At 57.5% G+C, this 19,090-nt stretch carries 20 protein-coding genes and 1 tRNA gene; 10 read left to right on the top strand and 11 right to left on the bottom strand.

Annotated elements, in window-relative coordinates:
* The coding region (locus NW858_RS08395; protein WP_414520272.1) for a site-specific integrase at positions 1–197 on the bottom strand (197 nt) is incomplete at its 3' end.
* 174 nt (positions 198–371) lie between these two features.
* On the opposite strand from NW858_RS08395, the gene NW858_RS08390 reads away from it, so the two are divergent.
* The 3 genes from NW858_RS08390 (at position 372) to NW858_RS08380 (ending at position 2,646) form a co-directional block, all read left to right on the top strand.
* Positions 372–704, top strand: coding sequence for a hypothetical protein (locus tag NW858_RS08390; RefSeq protein ID WP_414334327.1), 333 nt, complete (start codon positions 372–374; stop codon positions 702–704).
* A gap of 75 nt (positions 705–779) precedes the next feature.
* Complete coding sequence (locus NW858_RS08385) at positions 780–1,766, top strand: ADP-ribosylglycohydrolase family protein (RefSeq protein WP_414520271.1); 987 nt, start codon at positions 780–782, stop codon at positions 1,764–1,766.
* Between the two features lie 151 nt (positions 1,767–1,917).
* Complete coding sequence (locus NW858_RS08380; protein ID WP_414349067.1) at positions 1,918–2,646, top strand: type 1 glutamine amidotransferase; 729 nt, start codon at positions 1,918–1,920, stop codon at positions 2,644–2,646.
* Here the strand turns inward: NW858_RS08380 and NW858_RS08375 are convergent.
* A complete protein-coding gene (locus NW858_RS08375) occupies positions 2,608–2,790 on the bottom strand; it encodes a hypothetical protein (RefSeq protein ID WP_414369186.1) in 183 nt (60 codons plus the stop codon). The genes NW858_RS08380 and NW858_RS08375 overlap by 39 nt on opposite strands.
* A gap of 162 nt (positions 2,791–2,952) precedes the next feature.
* Here NW858_RS08375 and NW858_RS08370 point away from each other — a divergent pair, with 162 nt between their 5' ends.
* Positions 2,953–3,531, top strand: a complete 579-nt coding sequence (locus NW858_RS08370) for a Uma2 family endonuclease (RefSeq protein ID WP_414334321.1) — start codon at positions 2,953–2,955, stop codon at positions 3,529–3,531.
* A 283-nt stretch (positions 3,532–3,814) separates the two neighbouring features.
* On the opposite strand, the gene NW858_RS08365 is transcribed toward NW858_RS08370, so the two are convergent.
* Positions 3,815–3,888: transfer RNA gene (locus NW858_RS08365), tRNA-Asp, on the bottom strand.
* A gap of 49 nt (positions 3,889–3,937) precedes the next feature.
* Between NW858_RS08365 and NW858_RS08360 the strand changes: the two genes are divergently transcribed.
* Positions 3,938–4,426, top strand: a complete 489-nt coding sequence (locus NW858_RS08360) for a hypothetical protein (protein ID WP_414334319.1) — start codon at positions 3,938–3,940, stop codon at positions 4,424–4,426.
* A gap of 43 nt (positions 4,427–4,469) precedes the next feature.
* Here the strand turns inward: NW858_RS08360 and NW858_RS08355 are convergent, their stop codons facing one another.
* On the bottom strand, positions 4,470–6,125 hold the full coding sequence (locus tag NW858_RS08355) for a protein kinase domain-containing protein (protein ID WP_414334317.1): 1,656 nt from the start codon (positions 6,123–6,125) through the stop codon (positions 4,470–4,472).
* A gap of 282 nt (positions 6,126–6,407) precedes the next feature.
* On the opposite strand from NW858_RS08355, the gene alaS reads away from it, so the two are divergent.
* The gene (gene alaS / locus NW858_RS08350; RefSeq protein WP_414349066.1) at positions 6,408–9,077 is read left to right on the top strand and encodes an alanine--tRNA ligase; all 2,670 of its coding nucleotides are present in this window, start codon (positions 6,408–6,410) and stop codon (positions 9,075–9,077) included.
* Positions 9,078–9,219: 142 nt separating this feature from the next.
* Here the strand turns inward: alaS and NW858_RS08345 are convergent, their stop codons facing one another.
* Positions 9,220–9,438, bottom strand: coding sequence for a hypothetical protein (locus NW858_RS08345; protein ID WP_414334313.1), 219 nt, complete (start codon positions 9,436–9,438; stop codon positions 9,220–9,222).
* 502 nt (positions 9,439–9,940) lie between these two features.
* On the opposite strand from NW858_RS08345, the gene proX reads away from it, so the two are divergent.
* Positions 9,941–10,981: a glycine betaine/L-proline ABC transporter substrate-binding protein ProX gene (gene proX, locus NW858_RS08340; protein ID WP_414349064.1), complete on the top strand. Its 1,041-nt coding sequence runs from the start codon at positions 9,941–9,943 to the stop codon at positions 10,979–10,981.
* Entirely contained in the window at positions 10,981–11,940 is a 960-nt protein-coding gene (locus NW858_RS08335) for an ABC transporter permease (protein ID WP_414335065.1), read from the top strand. Before proX ends, NW858_RS08335 begins: the two co-directional genes overlap by 1 nt.
* Before the next feature lie 115 nt (positions 11,941–12,055).
* Here NW858_RS08335 and NW858_RS08330 read toward each other — a convergent pair whose 3' ends face one another.
* Positions 12,056–13,066 (bottom strand): RNA-guided endonuclease InsQ/TnpB family protein, encoded by a 1,011-nt coding sequence (locus NW858_RS08330; protein ID WP_414520270.1) that lies wholly within the window; start codon positions 13,064–13,066, stop codon positions 12,056–12,058.
* A gap of 145 nt (positions 13,067–13,211) precedes the next feature.
* Here NW858_RS08330 and NW858_RS08325 point away from each other — a divergent pair, with 145 nt between their 5' ends.
* On the top strand, positions 13,212–14,504 hold the full coding sequence (locus NW858_RS08325; RefSeq protein WP_414335067.1) for a quaternary amine ABC transporter ATP-binding protein: 1,293 nt from the start codon (positions 13,212–13,214) through the stop codon (positions 14,502–14,504).
* Positions 14,505–14,613: 109 nt separating this feature from the next.
* Here the strand turns inward: NW858_RS08325 and NW858_RS08320 are convergent, their stop codons facing one another.
* Entirely contained in the window at positions 14,614–15,015 is a 402-nt protein-coding gene (locus tag NW858_RS08320) for a YraN family protein (protein WP_414336802.1), read from the bottom strand.
* A gap of 33 nt (positions 15,016–15,048) precedes the next feature.
* Positions 15,049–15,171, bottom strand: coding sequence for a hypothetical protein (locus NW858_RS08315; protein WP_414335069.1), 123 nt, complete (start codon positions 15,169–15,171; stop codon positions 15,049–15,051).
* Positions 15,172–15,562: 391 nt separating this feature from the next.
* On the opposite strand from NW858_RS08315, the gene NW858_RS08310 reads away from it, so the two are divergent.
* Positions 15,563–16,186 carry a TMEM165/GDT1 family protein gene (locus NW858_RS08310; RefSeq protein WP_414509244.1) on the top strand — a complete coding sequence of 208 codons (624 nt, stop codon included), beginning with the start codon at positions 15,563–15,565 and terminating at the stop codon, positions 16,184–16,186.
* Positions 16,187–16,413: 227 nt separating this feature from the next.
* Here NW858_RS08310 and NW858_RS08305 read toward each other — a convergent pair whose 3' ends face one another.
* From NW858_RS08305 to mgtE, 3 genes are all read right to left on the bottom strand, one after another.
* A complete protein-coding gene (locus tag NW858_RS08305; protein WP_414335071.1) occupies positions 16,414–17,115 on the bottom strand; it encodes an MgtC/SapB family protein in 702 nt (233 codons plus the stop codon).
* 34 nt (positions 17,116–17,149) lie between these two features.
* Complete coding sequence (locus NW858_RS08300; RefSeq protein ID WP_414336799.1) at positions 17,150–17,347, bottom strand: hypothetical protein; 198 nt, start codon at positions 17,345–17,347, stop codon at positions 17,150–17,152.
* 104 nt (positions 17,348–17,451) lie between these two features.
* Entirely contained in the window at positions 17,452–18,831 is a 1,380-nt protein-coding gene (gene mgtE / locus NW858_RS08295; protein WP_414335073.1) for a magnesium transporter, read from the bottom strand.
* Between the last annotated feature and the right edge of the window lie 259 nt (positions 18,832–19,090).

Raw genomic sequence — 19,090 nt, 5'->3', positions numbered from 1 at the left:
AGAGCTTGGTTCTGCGTGGACGCCGCCACCCTCTCCTCCACCGCTAAGTGGGTTAAGAAGGCATTGATCTGCTCGCCACCCATCTCCTTGGGGTGTCGCTTGTTGTGAAACAAGATATATCGACGGATCTGAAGATAAAATTTCTCAGTCTGGTAGGAGTAGTGCTTGACTCGGAGAGCATCACTGACCTGCTCCAAAGGTTGTTGGTGAGGGGGCGCTGGGGTTGGTGGGTAGTAGAGGCGAATAGCGAAAAATTTACATAATATAACAAATCACTGCACCCGACTGGATGCTAGGCTATCTTCAGCACTCTAAGTCATTGACGGCGGGTGAGTTCAACTGATAGGAGTCCTTCCGACAAAGTGCCAGTTATGAAAAGCAACTATGACCTGACAACAAGAGATGGCTTTCGGAGCGCAATCAAAGATCTCCTTGAAATTCCTGTTCTTGGCCAAATTTATGCTCCGTTCTTTTGGATCGCTGATAAGGTCTTCGATTTTCTAGAACCTGGGAAAGCCGTAGAGAAGCAATCGAAGGTAGCCGTTGACCTAATCAAGGCGGGCAAAGAACACGGGGCAAAGCGGATGAAAATTATGATGGATGAGCAGGCAGGCTTCCATCTAGATGTCCCCATTGAGGGGGTAAAAGTGAATGTTGGTGCTGGTAGTAAAGGAAAGGTTTTAATAGATATTGAGTACTCCTAACTCATCGCTGCAGGCGCGACGGCCCTGACGGGCCGCGGACTGAGCTCAAACGTTACCCCACTTGGGAGAACACAGATGCAGCGACAAGACCGTTTCCGCGGGTGTCTTCTCGGTCTTGCCGTTGGGGATGCTATCGGCACTACCGTTGAGTTTCGCCCACGGGGAAGCTTTACACCGCTGACGGATATGGTCGGCGGAGGTCCATTCCATCTCCGTGCAGGCCAGTGGACTGATGATACTTCGATGGCGCTTTGCCTGGCAACCAGCCTTGCTGAGTGCAACGGGTTCGACGCTCATGATCAAATGAGGCGTTATTGCAAGTGGGCCGAGACGGGTTACTTGAGCAGTACTGGGACATGCTTCGACATAGGTTCTACGACCACCTCTGCATTGCGCAGGTTTCGCCAGACAGGAAACCCCTTTGCCGGGTCAAGCGATCCGCGCTTAGCCGGCAATGGATGCATAATGCGGTTAGCGCCGATTCCTATGTTCTTCTTCCCGGACCTGCAAGCAGCAGAACGATTTGCAGCGGAGAGTTCCCGAGTTACTCACGGTGCGGCGGAATGCCTAGACGCTTGTCGTCTTTTGGCGCGGATCATTTGTCGGGCGTTATCTGGTAGCTCAAAGGATGAGGTTGCTCTGGGTGACAGCCAGACATTCGTGGGGGCCGAGAAGATCGTTGCGATTGCCCGTGGAGCCTACTGTCAAAAGCCGGAAGATGAGATACGCGGCTCCGGGTATGTGGTGGACAGTCTGGAAGCGGCGATGTGGTGTTTCGTTCGTTCCCACAGTTTTGAGGAAGCGGTTCTCATGGCGGCAAATCTAGGCGACGATGCCGACACAACCGCTGCGGTATGTGGGCAAGTGGCAGGAGCGTACTATGGTGTACAAGGAATTCCTGTCGCCTGGCTAGAACGGCTTGCGTTACATTTGGAGATTACGGAGCTTGCTGACCGGCTGTACAGCGCGAGCAAGAAGAGAGCGGCATACCGTTATGTTGCCAGCCCTGATAGCTTGTGGGTGATGAGAAGGGATCCCATCTCGTCTACTCTTTACTCCTAGCAGAGATAAAACCGGAAGCAGTGACCGCTTAGGGATCCCCAAGCACGACGCAATCGGCAGATCGAGAAGAACTTCAGCCTTGGGAAACTTGACCTTACTAATCCCGGAAGCACTGCCAGCAAGGGAATCCCAGGAGCTATGCTGGACTGCGGTGTTAGTCATTGAAATCAGTATGCGTGCCTACTACTTACAACATGTGCCGTTTGAGGGTCTCGGCTACATAGAGTCCTGGCTCAAAGCCAAGGGATATCCGGTAACGGGCACAAAGTTTTTTGAATCGACGAGATTGCCTAGCCTGGATGAATTTGACATGCTCATCGTCATGGGCGGCCCTATGAGCGCCAATGATGAAAGGGCGTTTCCTTGGCTAGTGCAGGAGAAGGGGTTTATCCGCAATGCCATTGAGGCCGGTAAGTCGGTTTTGGGCATCTGTCTGGGGGCACAACTGATTGCCAGCGCAATGGGTAGCCGAGTGTTTCCAAATCCCGTTAAGGAAATAGGTTGGTGGCCGGTACAAGGGGTACAGCCCCCTGATGAGCTAACCTTTCGCTTCTCGCCCTCAATTGAGGTTTTCCACTGGCACGGGGAAACTTTTGAGCTGCCACCCGGTGCAATTCACCTTGCCAAGAGCGAAGGCTGTGAGAACCAGGCCTTTCAGCTTGGGCGCTCAGTGATCGGCCTCCAGTTTCACTTGGAAACCACGCCAGAAGCGGCGCAAGAGCTTGTCTCCCACTGCCGCGACGAACTGTTGCCATCTACATATGTGCAATCTGAGGCAGCCATTCTTGCAGCTCCACCCGAAAAGTACCAAGCAATAAACAGTTTGATGGGTGAGGTGCTCTCATTCTTGTGCAGTCGTGGCAGAACCGACCACTTCTAGGGGCACTTCAGCAGGGGCCGCGGTGTAGCGGGGCAATTCTTCTAGGGCCAAGTTGAGCTTGTACATCGGGTCTGAGGTGCGGTAGTTCGGCTCCAGGTGAGTCCGAAACTGTGGCGGCAGGGATCCCGTGGGGCGAAGATTCAAAAAAGTCGTCGCTTAATTTTTGATTCAGGATCCCCTGCTCGGCAGCAGTCTACCCCAATTTGCTGGCGAACAAAGGGCCGGTCGCTAGCTCGCCTGTCGGTCTCCAAGGCAAAACGCCCTGCAATTTATAGACAATAGACAAATAAACGCCCAATTCCTGCCATGACGACTTTGACGCTCAATTTAAGCCCTTTGATAACCCTGACGCGGGCGAATTTTATCCGGCTTTGTGCCGCTAATCCTGAGCTGAAGTTGGAACGCACTGCCCAAGGAGAGCTGGTCATCATGTCTCCAACCGGGGGAGAAACGGGCCACTGGAGCGCCGAGATCACCACAGATCTAACTCTTTGGAATCGGCAATCGGGCCGGGGCAAAACATTTGATTCCTCCACCGGCTTTTCTCTGCCTTCGGGCAGCGACCGCTCTCCCGATTTAGCCTGGATCCCGATTGAGAAGTGGGAAGCTTTGGATCCGGAAGCCCGTCAGGGCTTTCTGCCCTTGTGCCCCGATTTTGTGGTGGAGATCCTCTCGCCCACCGACTCTTGGACTCAAACCCAGGCCAAGATGCAGGAGTACATGGACAACGGCTGCCGGCTGGGATGGCTGCTGGATCCCAAGGGCAAGCGGGCGATGATCTACCGGGCAGGGAAGGCGCCGGAATTGCTGGAAGACCCGCAAACTCTCTCAGGGGAAGAGGTGCTACCCGGCTTTACCTTGCCCATCCGCCAGATCTGGTCTTAGCTGCATCCTGCAACGTTTAGGGCCTACGGCCCGCTAACGGGAAGGGAACCGGCTCCTCGCAGACACAATTCAAACCTACGATGGCCCTATCTACATTGCCGATGCCGTTTGCAACACGCCCTGCCCATGGTCATTCCAAAGGAAAACATCCCGCTGCTTCCGGTCTTTGGGGGAATGCAGCCACCCTCCTACAAGCGAGGGAAAAGAGCCTGGGAGCGGTCAGCGCTGCGTGGCCATAACGAGACTGCAGGAAACTTCCTAGGTTAGAGTGTGTTCGGGAGTACGGGGCTGACGGGGCTCGAACCCGCAACTTCCGCCGTGACAGGGCGGTGCTCTAACCAATTGAACTACAGCCCCAATCGCTGCGAATATCTATTTTGAATCTGGATGAGGATTGTTGTCAATCATGGTGGTGAGTCTGGCAGGGCAGGCCGCAGCCCTTGTGGATAGCGCTCCGCAAAATGGGATCCCAGCAGCGGTGATGCAACAGGTGGCGGATGTGCTCACCCAGGTGGCCCAACATCTGGATCACCTGCAATACACCACCTTGCGCTACCCCGATGGCGGCTGGCTGACGGTGCGGGTGGTAGAAAAGCCCGACCAGACAGAGTCCTCGCCGGGAGGCGAACCGGTCAGCCATGTGTGGATCCCGGCTTTCGGCCACCTGGAAGACGCCCAGGCCACCCTGGCGGAGCTGAGGGAGCGAGCGCCGGAGTTGGAGACTGTGTCTTTTGGGGTTTTGGAGCTGTTGTTCTTGGCGTTGGGCTTTTCCCGGGCTGATGGCATTGTCTTTTACGACCAAGTTGGGAATCGGCAGCAGGGCAAAACCGTGGCCTGCCGAGCTCTGACAGAACAGGTCAACCAATCCCTTCGCAGAGGGGCCTCCCCGGCTTAATGACACTTATCACAAAGCCGGATCCCCGCTCTGCCACCCCCTGTCAACTCAAGATGGCCCCCTGTCGGCGGGCAAACTTCCGCAGCTTCTCGTCCATCCGTGCCCCCCGCAGATCGGCTTTGCAAAAGTTGGTAAAGCGCTTGCTCTGGTCTTCTGGATGGCGAGCCAAACGAACCCTACCGGTCACAGACCAGAGCACCGAGCTGGCCACCAAAAAAGCGATCCCAGCCGCTCCCAACGCATAAACCAAATCACCCGTGGTCAGGCGGACCAGCAAAAAGGCCAGGATACCCGAGCCCAGCAGCCCCCCTAAGCCCGCCAGGATCCCTCCCAACGTCTTGGCCGATCCAGACAGTCGACCCAAAACCTGCAGCCAATAGGGTTGAGGGGTGTTGAAGAGGATGCCGCGCAGATCCGCCCCCTGCAAGTTGGCCCCTGAGAAATCGGCTCCACGCAGATCAGCCTGGCGCAAATCGTAACCGGCTAAGTTTTGGTTGGCAAAGGACTTTCCCCGCAGATCGGCCCCCGCCATGGAAGGGATCCGCGGTGGAGTGGCCGGCTTGATCCGCCCGCCGCTGGTGATGCTGCTGGCTCGGCTCACTTGGGCGAAACCGGTGCTGCTCCCCCACTCAGAGGGGATGGCTACCGGGCTGCCGCCCGTCATTCCCCCCGCGCTGGACTGAGGGAGAGGAGTGGGCGAGAAACCGCCGGAGCGGTGCTTGGCCCAATAGCCGGAGATCACCGAGGAGCCTGGAGACAGGGGAGAGTCGGACAGCACAATGGGCTGGGAGATGGGGCCGCCTACCTTCTCCACCGGGATCCCTTGCAACGCCCGCAAAACCTCGGTAGCGGTGGCAAAGCGCTGGTTGATGGCCGGCTGCAACATGCGATGCAAAATGGCGTCGAATTCGGGGCTGAGCTGTAGGCAATCCGACCAATCCCACTCCCCCGTCTCATGGTTATAAAACCTGGCCGGAGATTGCAACGTCATCAGGTTGATACAGGTAGCCGCCAGAGCATAGAGATCGCTGGAGGGACCGACCGCCTGGCCGGCCACTTGCTCTGGGGGAGAAAAGCCAAGGGAGCGGATCGCAGTCACCTCCGCCGTCTGCTCCTGGGCTGGCCCCAGCTCCTTCACAGCTCCAAAGTCGATCAACACCAGCCGCTGATCCTCCTTGCGGCGAATGAGGTTGGCTGGCTTAATGTCGCGGTGAACGGTGTTGTGGCTGTGGACATAGCTGAGGATCAGCAGCACCTCCTGCATCACCTGCCGGGCCTGTGCTTCCGAAAAGGGCCCATGGCGACGCATTTCCTGCGAGAGGGTAATGCCCTGGATAAATTCCTGCACCAGGTAGAACTTGCCACCTTCCTGGAAGTGGGCGTAGAGCTTGGGGATCTGGGAATGTTCGCCGAGGCGCTCCAACACTTGGGCCTCGCGATTGAACAGCTCCTCCGCCAACTTGGCCAGTTGCGGGGATCCCTCGACCGGGCGCAACTGCTTGATCACCCGCCAAGGTTTGGAAGGCATGTCCTCATCGCGGGCCAAGAAAGTAGCGCCAAATCCCCCCTGGCCGATGCGCTTGAAGGCCCGGTAGCGGTTGCGCAGCAGAAGGGGATGGCCACAGGCGGCACAGGTGGAGGCGTCGGCCGGGTTTTCCGGTTGCAAGCAGGCAGGGTTAAGGCAGTAGCAGTTGGACATACCTTTGGGGTTACCGGCTGGCGATCCGGACAACCGACACAGAGCCGAGAACTGGACAGGCCAGTTGTGATAGATACATACAGGTTAGACCAAGGAGAAACAAATTTTGCACAACTGCCTCAGCTAGGCTGATTCTAGCGTCTGCCCCCCCTGGGGATAATCGGAGAAATCGCTTAGTTTTCCGCGGATGAGGGCGGGGGAAACAAGGTCAAGACAACAAGGGCTAGACTGCCCCGCAGGCAGAAAACTTAGAATTGATAAATACACCCATCCTGCCCTGTCATGTTTCCAGCTCTTTCCGGTGCTGCCATTCGACAAACGTTTCTGGACTTCTACGCCCAGCGGGGCCATCAGGTGTTGCCCAGCGCTTCCCTGGTGCCGGAAGATCCGACGGTGCTGCTGACCATTGCCGGCATGTTGCCCTTTAAGCCGATCTTTTTGGGACATCGGGATCCAGAGTACCCGCGGGTTACAACCGCCCAAAAATGTGTGCGCACCAACGACATCGAGAATGTGGGGCGAACGGCACGCCACCACACCTTCTTCGAGATGCTGGGCAACTTCAGCTTCGGCGACTACTTCAAAAAAGAGGCCATTGTCTGGGCCTGGGAGCTGGTGACGGAGGTGTTCGGCCTGCCGCCGGAACGGCTGGTGGTGAGCGTCTTTCACGAAGATGAAGAGGCTTTTGCCCTCTGGCGAGATGAAGTAGGGATCCCGGCCCACCGCATCCAGCGCCTGGGAGAAGCGGACAATTTCTGGGCTGCCGGCCCCACCGGCCCTTGCGGCCCTTGTTCTGAGATCTACTACGACTTCAAGCCGGAGCTGGGGGATGAGCGGATCGATTTGGAGGATGACTCCCGCTTCCTGGAGATCTACAACCTGGTGTTCATGGAGCTGAACCGGGATAGCGAGGGTCACTTGATGCCGCTGGCCAAGCAAAACATCGACACCGGCCTGGGGTTGGAGCGGCTGGCCCAGGTGCTGCAGGGGGTGCCCAACAACTACGAGACCGACTTGATCTTTCCCATCATTCAAACGGCGGCTGGGATCGCCGGGCTGAACTACGCCAAGGCCGACCCAGAGCAGCAGATCTCCCTGAAGGTGATCGGGGATCACGCGCGGGCGGTGATGCATTTGATTGCCGATGGGGTGCTTCCTTCCAATGTGGATCGGGGCTATGTGCTGCGGCGGCTGATCCGGCGGATGGTGCGCCACGGGCGGCTCTTGGGGATCGGCGAGCCTTTTACCATTCCGGTGGTAGAGACCGCGATTCAGTTGGCCGAGGCTGCCTATCCTCAGGTGCGGGAGCGAGAAACCCTGATCAAAACCGAGCTGCAGCGGGAAGAGGAGCAATTTCTCAAGACCCTGGAGCGGGGGGAACGGCTGCTGCTGGATCTGTTTGCTGCCGTCGAATCTTCCCCTGGCAACGGCGGCTCGCCAAAGCAGATCTCCGGTGCCGACGCTTTCAAGCTCTTCGATACCTACGGCTTCCCGCTGGAGCTGACCCAAGAAATTGCCCAGGAACGCGGCTTCAGCGTGGATCTAGAGGGCTTTGAGCAAGAGATGGAGAAACAGCGGCAGCGGGCCCGCGCCGCCCACCAGACCATCGACCTGACGGCCCAGGGATCCCTGGACGAGCTGGCCGATTTTCTCAGCCAAACAGAGTTTTTGGGCTACAGCCAATCTTCTGCCCGCGGCGTGGTCGAGGCCCTGTTGGTGGAAGGAAAATCGGTGCCCCAAGTGGAGGCAGGGCAAGCGGTGCAGATTGTCTTGGATCGCACCCCTTTCTATGCCGAATCTGGCGGGCAAATCGGCGACCGTGGCTACCTCTCCGGCGACGGCTTGCTGGTGCGCGTGGAAGATGTGCAAAAGCAAGGGGATCTGTTTGTTCACTTTGGCCGGGTAGAACGCGGGATCCTGCGGGTGGGGGATCCGGTGCAAGCTCAGATCGACTTGGCCTGTCGGCGGCGCGCCCAGGCCCACCACACCGCCACCCACCTGCTGCAGGCAGCCCTGAAAAAAATTGTCGATCCCTCCATCAGCCAGGCGGGATCCCTGGTGGCCTTTGACCGGCTGCGCTTTGATTTCACCCTCTCCCGACCCGTCACCCCCGCGGAGCTGGAACAGGTTGAAAACTTGGTGAACACCTGGATTGCCGAGGCCCATGCGGCTCAGGTGGCCATCATGCCCTTAACGGAGGCCAAAGCCAAAGGAGCCGTGGCCATGTTCGGGGAAAAATACGGCGCCGAGGTGCGGGTGATCGACTTTCCGGGCGTTTCGATGGAGCTGTGTGGTGGCACCCATGTCAACAACACCGCCGAGATCGGCCTGTTTAAGATCATCGCCGAGACCGGGGTGGCTGCCGGGATCCGTCGCATCGAGGCTGTGGCCGGGCCGGCGGTGCTGGAATACCTGAACGAGCGGGACAAGGTGGTGCGGGAGCTGAGCGCCCATTTCAAGGCCAAGCCCCAGGAACTGCCGGAGCGGGTCGCCGCCCTGCAGGCGGAGCTGAAGGCCGCCCAAAAAGAGCTGGAGGAGGTGCGCAGCCAGTTGGCTTTGCTGCAGGCCGAACGTTTGTTGTCCGCGGCGGCTGCCGTCGGAGATCTCAAGATCTTGGTGGCGGAACTGGGATCCACCCCCGCCGAGGCCCTCAAAACCGCCGCCGAGCATCTGCTCCACAAGCTGGGGCAAGGGGCGGTGGTGCTGGGCTCGGTGCCGGAAGCCGGCAAGGTCAGCCTAGTGGCCGCCTTTAGCCCGGCGGTGCAGCAACTTGGCCTGAAGGCAGGCTCCTTCATCGGCGAGATCGCCAAACTCACCGGGGGGGGCGGTGGCGGACGGCCCAACTTGGCCCAAGCCGGTGGCAAGCAACCGGAGAAACTGGCAGAGGCTTTGCAGGCGGCCCAGGAACGGTTGCAAGCAGAGCTGATCGCGGCGGCGGGGCGGAGCTCTTAACTTCCTTCTCCCCCTGAGAGAGGGCGGAGGGGAGGGAAGCGGCCCGGAGCGCTCGCGGTGCGTCTCCCGCCTGAACCGCTGGCGGCTGTCCGGCCAAGATCCCCTCTGTTGACAGCGCGCTTTGAGGTGAACTCAGGTGAACTTAAATGCCGTCGTAGGGAACGGTGTCTCCGTACCCAAGATGCTCCTCGTCTGATGAGGCGGTGGGCTGCTGCTCTTGTGAAGAATCTGCCGGCTCCCCCTCATCCACCAACACCAGCACCCGCACAAGTTGATTTTTGGGCAATTGTTCCTGCGCCTGCACAGGCAAAATCAGTTGACCTTGGCTGTCGGTGCGAGCCCAGAACTCGTGTGCTTTCATGCTATCTACCTGGGATGGCGGGGAAAGAAAATCTTATACCAGCTTGCCCCAGGCTCTGCCACAGCCACGGGATCCCTACGCCAAGCTCGCAACCCAGCCCGCATCCGTTGCCGCTTCTGGGCGCGCAGAAAAGAGCCGGGGATCCTGCCATCCCAAATGGGAATGGATCGGCTTCCAATCCTTCCCAACTTGACAGTGCTTCAAGCTGCTGAGGGATCCCCACTTGGTTGTTTTGCATACATGGGCCCAATCCTCAAAAAGACGGGGCTGTAGACCCAGCTTTTGAGTAAAAATTCTTCCTGCTTACAGTCTTGATGCAAATCTTGCCTGTCGTGTCTGAGGGCTGCATCGCAAAGCTGTTAAGATCGGCTCAGCACAGCGATGCCGATCAACAAAAATGCAAGTCAAGAGATGGTTAAAAATCAGTTAAAAACTGGAAATCTCTGGGTTAAGCATTCCAAGACGCATCGGTGTCATCTTGCACTTTGGAGCTTGTTTGGCAATGGTTAAGAGTTTGTTTTCGCTGGGCCGCTCTGCCGTCCTGTTGAGTTTGGGGTTGGCCTTTGTAATGGGATCCCCAGCTTCATCGCCGGTCTTTTCTCAGAGGAGAGCCGGGGCAGAGGGTAAGGTGATCCGGCCTGCTGCCTCGACCAATTTTTACTCGCTATTTTTGGCCGAGATCATCAACGAGGGGTTGCGGGAACTGGGCTATCAGGTTGAGCCCACGCAACAGCTTCAGGTGGCTTTGGCCCATGCCGCTCTGGCCAGCAACGACGTAGATTTTCTCACGGCCCATTGGGAAAACCTGAACTACCCGATGATTGTGAACAATGGCGGTGAAGAGCGGCTGCAGCGGGTAGGGGTGTTGGTGGACAATACGGTGCAGGGTTATTTGATCGACAAAGCGACTGCAGAAGCCCATGGCATCCAAAATCTGGGGCAGTTGCGCGATCCCCAAATTGCCCGCCTCTTCGACAGCGATGGCAACGGCAAGGCCGACTTGGTGGGGTGCAACCCCGGCTGGGGCTGTGCGGCGGTTACCGAACATCACCTAAAAGTTTATGAGCTAACCGACACCGTCCAGTTTGTGCAGGGGGAATATGACGCTCTGATCGCCGACACGATCACCCGTCTGCAACAGGGGGAGCCCATCTTGGCCTATGCCTATTCCCCCCATTGGGCAGGAGCTTTCCTGAAGCCCGGCGAGAATGTTGCCTGGCTAGAGGTGCCCTTCACCAGCTTGCCGGCGGAGCAGGCGGATGTCAGCACGGTTAACACCCTCGTGGATGGCCGCAATTTGGGCTTTGCGGTAGATCGCATTCGAGTGGTGGCGCGGGCAGACTATCTGCGGGACAACCCAGTGGCGCGGCGGTGGCTGGAGCTGGTTTCCATCCCCATCGAGGATGTGAATGCTCAGCAAAAGCGGGTTCACGACGGAGAGAGATCCCCTGAGGATATCCGCCGTCATGCGCTGGAATGGATTGCGGCAAATCGTCAGCTCTTCGACCGTTGGCTGCAGCAGGCGAGGCAGGTGGTCAGGTAATGGCGGATCTCACTCTGCTCTGGAGTGGCCTGCTGGATCCCTTTGATCAGGTGCGCATCCCCTTGGAAAGCTGGGTCAGCAACGGCGTCCAATGGTTGGTTGCCCACTTTCGGCCTGTGTTTCAGACATTGCGGTTGCCCATCAACAGCTTGCTGCGCAGCCTGCAGCACCTCCTTCTCGCTACCCCTCCAACGGTGGTGCTGGCAACTCTGACGGCGGTGGCCTGGCAACTGGCGGGTCGCCAGGTGGGGATCTTCGCCTTTTTGGCCCTCAGCCTCATCGGCTTTGTCGGCGCTTGGCAGCCGGCGATGGTGTCTCTGTCTTTGGTGCTGACGGCTGTTGCCATCTGCCTGCTTCTCGGGATCCCGCTGGGGGTGCTGTGTGCCTGGTCGGATCCCTTTGAGAAGCTGTTGCGCCCGCTCTTGGATGCGATGCAGACCCTGCCGGTGTTTGTTTACCTGGTGCCGGTAGTTATGCTCTTCGGCATCGGAGAGGCGCCCGGCGTGATTGCCACGGTGATCTATGCCTTACCGCCCCTGATTCGCCTGACCAACTTGGGCATCCGACAGGTGCCCGAAGAGGTGGTGGAGGCAGCTTTGGCCTTCGGTGCTACTCCCCAGCAGATCCTCTGGGAAACTCAGATCCCTCTGGCCATGCCCACCATCTTGGCCGGGGTTAACCAAACCGTGCTTTTTGCCCTGGGCATGTCGGTGGTTACCTCCATGATCGCGGTGCCGGGGCTGGGGCTGGTGGTGCTGCGGGGTCTCAACGGCCTCAACGTGGGCATGGCGGCCACCGGCGGGCTTGGGATCCTGTTGCTGGCCATTCTGCTGGATCGGGTCACCCAACGGGTTGGGCAAGCAGACTTTCAGCGCTTTTGGTATCGGCGCGGGCCGATTGGCTGGGCCTGGCAACGCTGGCAGCAGTGGCGAATGCGCAGGCAGCGCGAACTTGGCTGAGATCTCTGGCCGTTTGGGCGTTATTGGAACGTTGCTCGGACTCTCCTCTCCCAACAGGGGAAAAGGGAGTACGTGACGTACTCCCGCACTCATGCTGACGCATAGAGTGCGGGCTTCAAGGACTACGTCCCGCTTCGCGAACAGTGACTCCTGCGCGATAGCAGGACATTTCCTGAGCTTTAAGAACGGGACGCCCCACCGCTCTGGATTTAATAATGAGTGCCGAGTTTTGGTCTCGGCCAATACTCAACCCGCAATGCGGACAATCATGCCACCGCTCATCTAGCTTTTTGGGCACATCTCGACCGCACCCTGAACACTCTTGGCTGCTGCCGCGGGGATCCACTGCAATGGTCAGCAACCCAGCTCTCTCGGCCTTGGCTGCCAGAATTTGCAGGAACTGACCCCAACCGGCATCATGGACAGACTTGGCCAACCTTGTCCTGGCCAGACCTTTGATGTTCAACGCCTCATGGGCTATGTGCTTCCTTGTCTGCACAAGTTTGTGGGCGGTTTTGTGGTGGAAATCTCGGCGCTGGTTGGCCAGTTTCTGGTGCACCTTGGCCAGGCGTTTCACCGCTTTCTTGTAACGGTTTGACCTTTTCTTTTGCCTGGATATGGCCTTTTGCAACCGCTTCAGCTTCTTCTCCGTCCGTCGATAATGTCGGGGCACCTTAACCGATTCCCCGCTATCCGTTACCAAAAAATCATCAAGGCCCAGGTCTATCCCAATTGTGTTTTCCCACGCTGGGGTGTCAGGGTTCAATTCAGGGACAGACGGAGCCTGCAAACTCAAGGTCACGTACCACCCATCAACCTTGCGGGTGAGGGTTGCCGTTTTGATCACAAACCCCAAGGACTCCGTCCCGCTAGCGCGAACGGGAACCAGGACCTTGGTATTGACCAAGTCTCGTTTTTGGGAGTAGAAGGTGGGCTGGTCTTTCAACTGGGGCAGGTGACAGACCGTTAAGGAGCAAGCATGAATGTCACAGCGATTTTGCTCCCACCAGCGGAAGCGTTCTGCCAAGCGATAGTTATACTGCCTACGCAGCGGCTCAAGCCAGCCGTCCATCCAGGCGACTTGCCTGGGAGTAGGACGCAAGCGGTACTGGTAAGCAGTTCTCATGATGGGAGTATTATACCTATTCACAACTGGGATGTTCCCGCCTCTCCCAAGCGGCTCTGACCCTACGGGTACAGAGCGGGGCTTCTCGGCGGATTAGCTAAAACTTTTCTAGAATGACCGTGTTTGTTAAAGAACATCATCCATCATGAGTGCTCGTGAGGCCCAAAATCGACCCAAGATCCCCAAAATCCGTATTGAACATCTGACCAAAGTCTACGGCTCCAATCCCCAAGCAGCCTTGGCCCAAGTGCGGCAGGGGCTGGATCGGGAAACTCTCTTTCGGCGTACCGGCCATGTTCTAGCCGTCAACGACGTCTCTCTGACCATTGATCAGGGGGAGCTGTTTGTCATCATGGGCCTCTCCGGCTCCGGCAAATCCACTTTGGTGCGCTGTCTGAATCGGCTGATCGAACCCACCAGTGGGAAAATCGAGGTGGATGGTGAGGATATTCTTCAGGTCGGCCCCGGTCGTTTGCGCCAGATCCGCCGCCAAACCATGGGCATGGTGTTTCAAAAGTTCGCCCTCTTTCCCCATCGCACCGTCTTGGAAAACGTGGAGTATGGGCTGAAAATTCAAGGGGTGGAGCCCCAAATCCGGCGGCAGCGAGGGCTGGAAATGCTGGAGATCGTGGGCCTCAGAGAATGGGCGGATCGTTATCCTGCCGATCTCAGCGGGGGCATGCAGCAACGGGTGGGCTTGGCGCGGGCACTGGCCACCGATCCCGATATTCTGCTCATGGACGAAGCCTTTGGCGCTTTGGATCCCTTGATTCGCCGTGAAATGCAGCAGGAGCTGCTGAGTTTACAAGAGCGCTTTCAAAAGACCATCGTCTTTATCACCCACGACATTCAAGAGGCCCTGAAAATCGGAGATCGGGTGGCGATCATGCGGGATGGGGCTTTGGTTCAGGTGGGATCCCCGGCAGAGCTTCTCACCCGACCGGCAGATCAGTACGTGGCCGATTTTGTCCAGGAGGTGAACCGGGCCCAGGTTTTGAAAACCGGAGCCATTACCCGCAAAACCCTATACCTCATTTTGGGCAGGGACTCTCTTTCGGCTGCGGCTGCCCAAATGCGCGAGCATGATCTCAGCACTCTGTATGTATTGGATCGCCAGGGGCGTCCTGTGGGGGTTTTATCTCCGGCGTCTCTGGAACAGGCTCTACAGGCAGGAGAGGAAGATATCCACACAGCAATGCGGACAGACTTTCCTCAAGTTCAGGCTTCCACCAGCTTGGAGGAGCTATTTCGCTACTGGGATCGAGAAGTTCCCATCGCCGTTGTAGATCGAGAAGGGCGCTTCAAGGGCGTAGTGGAACAAGCGGAGCTGTTTTCGGTGGTCGGTCGTCTGGGCCAATCTTGTATCCCATCCAAGGCCTACGGCCCGCTAGCGCGAACGGAAAGGGATCCGGGGGAAGACTCTCTTTTCGCGGTCTAACTAACCATGATCTTCCTGGCCAGAAAAAAATAGGCCAGGGCCGCCACACATCAGCCACTTGGATGATCCTATTGAGGCCGGTAGTCTTGACAAGCAAGGTGAGTTGGCCTCAAAAAATCTCAAAAGCTGCTTCCAGGTAATCAACCAACACATAGCTTGCCCCTTCTTGAGAGGACCGGCGCTCTATCAAGGCGACATCAAAGCGGCAAGACAATTCGCAAAAGTGAGGATGCTGACTCAAGAAGGCCTGGGCAGCTCGGATCAAGCGTCGCTGCTTGGGGATCGCAACCGCCAAAAGCCCACCTTGATCCCAGCTACCGGGGCTGCGGGTTTTCACTTCTACAAAAATCAGCACATCTGCTCTGTGGGCAACCAGATCCAACTCACCCCAACGGCAGCGCCATTGCTGAGCCAGGATCTGCCAGCCTTGCTGACACAGATATTGCCGCACCCAGCCCTCTCCAGCATCGCCTGTATTCTGGCGGGAAGCTCTTCTGGGCAAGGGATCCATGAAAAAATACCAAGAAAAAACCAGTGCTCAGCTCTAGTGGGCGGAGCCATTGCCGTGATATTTGTCGGTGTCGTAAAAGCCGTTGCGGGTGCCGAAGTAAAAACTTGCCAAAGAGAGGGCAAGAGCAACCCCCACCAAGACTAGCTTTGCATCCACGTGGTCTTCTCCTGATTTTTTCTTGAACCGTGACCATGATAACCTGTCTCTCCTGCATAGTTGCGGGAAGCAGCATCAACATCGGCAAGGCACGGCATGTCAGGGATCCCAAAGGGCTACGGGCGCGAACGGAGAGCTTTTCTTGATGAGCTGAGCATGCTACCATTCAGGCTGGAAAGGGAGTAGTCAGGCGGCTTACCGCCCTCTGCATCGACATACTGGCTGAAAACAGCCCGGTGCAAGAGACAAGGCAAGCAGAGGATCTTGCTTTGGTGACGAGACTTTCACTGAGTTCACGCGGAGGTGAGCTTGGTGAGTCCGTCTGACTTCTCCAGCCTTCGCCTCCGGGTGTGAGCCAATTCCACACACAAGAGAGGTTGGAGGCTAAACAATGTGGGCTGGTTTTGCGTCCAGTTTGTTATTGGTCACGGTAGCGGAATTTGGGGACAAGACCTTTTTTACCCCCCTGATTCTGGCTATGCGCCACCCGCGCCGCTGGGTTTTTTTGGGAACGTGGCTGGCTTTGGCCGCTATGACCTTGCTGGCGGTGGTGGCCGGGAAAGTGCTTTTTAAGCTGCTGCCACCCCTGGGTGTGCGAGTGCTATCGGCTGGAGTTTTCGCGGCTTTTGGACTAAGAATGCTCTGGCAAGCTTACCAAATGACTCCCCAGCAGGAGAAGGAAGAAGAGGAAGAAGCCCTCAGACTGGTGGAGCAAGCCGAAGCAAAAGGTGCTGGCCACGGCGGGGCTTGGGCTGTTGTGTGGGAGGCCTTTAGCCTGACCGCCTTGGCCGAGTTCGGGGACAAAACTCAGATTGCTACCGTTTCTTTAGCAGCCACCCATCCGGGATTGAGTGTCTGGGCAGGGGCCACCCTCGGCCATGGGCTGATGGTGGGGTTGGCGGTGGTGGGTGGTCGCTTCTTAGCAGCCCACATCTCTGAACGGGCTGTGCATTGGGTGGGGGGCGGCTTGTTTCTGCTGTTTGCGTTGGTAACCAGTTGGGAATTGTTAGGGTAAACGATTGTAGTTATTTCAAATGGTCATGAAACAGTTTGTTGCATCAGTGAAGCGGAGCACCGAGGAGTGTAGTCGGGTTTGAAATAACCACAACTATAGGATCTGCTTCCGCTTGGACTACAAAATCTCCTCTCGCCTCATATCCCAAGGGTCCGCTCTGTGTTGAGCTGGTCACATTCTGCCTTTTGGCTATAGAACTTCCATGAAGTCGGGAGAAAAAGTTCGGATTATCCAAATTCCTGTTCGATGATCCGCCAGCGGGCAGTAATCACTCCTGGCTCTAAGCTGAGGCGGCTGACAACCTGTTCTAGAGCCTGGTCATCGCGGGTTTGAGTAACCAGCTCCGCTTCGACTTTAACGAGGTCGGGCTTGTTCTCCAGATCTTCGCTGTAGAGAGCTCGCAATTTGAGATGGGAAGGGGCTATGCCCTGCAGCAGCAGAGCGCGCAGGTGGGCTTCCGCATGGCTTTTGCAAATAAATGAACACTCATAGACCAGTTCCAGTTCTGTGCCTTTGAGGGGCTGCTGGTTGATGCGGTAGCCCAGGGGGCGCAGCAGAATATTGGAAATCAGCACAGCTCCTGCCCCAATAGCGGCTTGGGGAATATACCCCGCCCCGGCAAAGGCTCCCACGGCAGCCGCACACCAGATGGTGGCAGCGGTGTTCAAGCCGCGCACGCTGGCCCCTTCTTTGAGGATGACGCCCCCGGCCAAAAAGCCGATCCCCGACACCACCTGGGCAGCAATGCGGGTCGGGCTGCTTTCATCAGGAGTGAGAACTGAGAGCATGACAAACAAGGCTGAACCGGTGGCCACCAAGGTGTTGGTGCGCAGGCCGGCCATGCGCTGCCGCCACTGTCGCTCCAACCCGATGAGGGATCCCAAAATAAAAGCAACCGTTAGGCGGAAGGTGAAGTCGATCCAGGTCATAGGTCAGGCTCCAGTTCTCGTGGAGGAGTGAGGGCTAGTCGGCTACATCTGGGATCCCAAGGGCTTTGGCCGCCTGTTCCAGAGCCTGCCAGAGGGTTTCCAGTTGAGCAAAGGCCACTTCTGGGGCCAGCTTACCACCTGTTTCTAAAGCGCAGGTTATGCTGACTCGATGGGCGTAGCGCTGCAGCAGCAACCGGAACTGAGCTGTGGTGGAAGGAGCTTTCAAGGTCATGGCACACCTCCTGAACGAATAATCGGATTCAATCTCAAACCAGCTCCCCCAGGCCGGGGGTAGCCTGGGAGCCGAAGTTGGACTGCAAGGGGAAAAGAGCGGCCTCAGAGCTCGACTTCAACGCCGACCAGCCAAGCTACCAGGGTGAAATACACCCAGAGACCGGTGAAGTCTTTGATGGTGGTGATGAAAGGGTCTGCCCCGGGAGCGTGGTCAAAGCCCAGCTTTAAGAGGATCCAGGGCAGAATCGCCCCCAGAAAAGCTCCCAAAGTCAACACAATGGCCATAGATAGGCCCACTGCGAGACCCAACTGTGGGATCCCATTCGGTGCTCCCTGCCAGAAGTAAGCAATCACCCCAGCCGCAACCCCTAGAATGACACCAATAATGCCGCCAATACTGGCTTCTCGCAGCAAGTAGCCAAGAAACTGCTTCACGTTGATATGGCCCCAGGCGAGACCACGGGCAAAGATGGTGGTGGATTGGGTGCCAACATTGCCGCCCATATCCATGATCACCGGGATGAAAACAGCCGCCGCTGTAACTGCCTGCAACACTTCCTCAAAGGTTTCAATCACTCCCCCCACCAACATGCCGCCGATCAGGGTGATGATCAAAAAAGTGAGGCGCAAACGCACAGAATACCAGCGGGATCCCTTGACCAGCCGCTCGCTCCACACCTTATCGCGGCTGAGCAAGCTAGCCACCCCGGCCTGGGCCAAAGCCGCATCCGTAGCCTCCTCTTCCACCAAGTTGATCACATCCTCAAAGGTGATATCCCCCACCAAGCGCCCTTCGCTGTCTACCACCGGAATGGCCGGCAAGCCGGAATCCTTAAGCAGGCGGGCTGCTTGCAAATCTCGATCGGTAACCCGAGCAACAATATCCGATCCTTCGATCAGCTCCCGAATGGGTAGGTCGGGATCCACTTTCACCAGCCGCACGGTGCGCACCAGACCTTTGTAGAACCGCTGGTCATCGACCGCAAAGATGACATCCAGCTCGTCGTCCCCCAGTTGGGAGTCGCGCACGCTGGCCAAAGCGGCCCCGACGGTGAGGGTATCGCGCACCGCCAAGTAGCGCAGGTTCATCAGCCGACCGGCACTGCGCTCCGGGTAGTTCAGCAGGATATTCACGGCTTCACGGGCTTCTGGGCTGAGGTTGGCGATCAGCCGCTTGGTAACTTTGGCCGGCAGCTCCTCAAATAGACGCACCCGCTCGTCTGGGGGTAGGGCTTCCACCAGCCGGATCACCTCTGGGTCTTCCATGCTGCGGATGAGATCGGCCTGTTCTTCGGGCCGCAGATACTCAAATACCGCCATAGCTTTGTCTTTTTCCAACAGGCGAAAAGCCAAAACCCGCTGCCGTGGAGAAATCTCCATTAACTGCTGCACCAGCTCGGCAATAGGGGCACGATTGGCCGCTCGCTTGGCGGCTTCCAAAGAGGCGGGAGAGAGAAGATCGCGAAGCATGTTTTGCCGCATAACAAACCTCCGAAGGTTGAAGTTAGCCGGATAAAAGACCCGGAGGGCAACGGCCAACTCGTGCTCCAAAGCTCATGGGAGCCCTGAAGCTGAACGCCTCACAAAGCCTTAGACCCGACTCGAAGCCCAAAAGCCCAAGTCGATAAAAGGGATCCCCTGGCCCACGAACACCTACAAAAGCCAAAGCCAGGGGAAGTCCCCTTTGAAGCACTCCTGATTTTCCCTTTTCCGATGCTCAGGTCGAGCTCTGCTCAGCCCA

It is taken from the genome of Synechococcus sp. H55.10 (genome assembly GCF_047502715.1).
Classification (GTDB): domain Bacteria; phylum Cyanobacteriota; class Cyanobacteriia; order Thermostichales; family Thermostichaceae; genus Thermostichus.
Note: the sequence above shows the minus strand (reverse complement) of the source record. Positions and strands in the feature narration are given on the sequence as shown.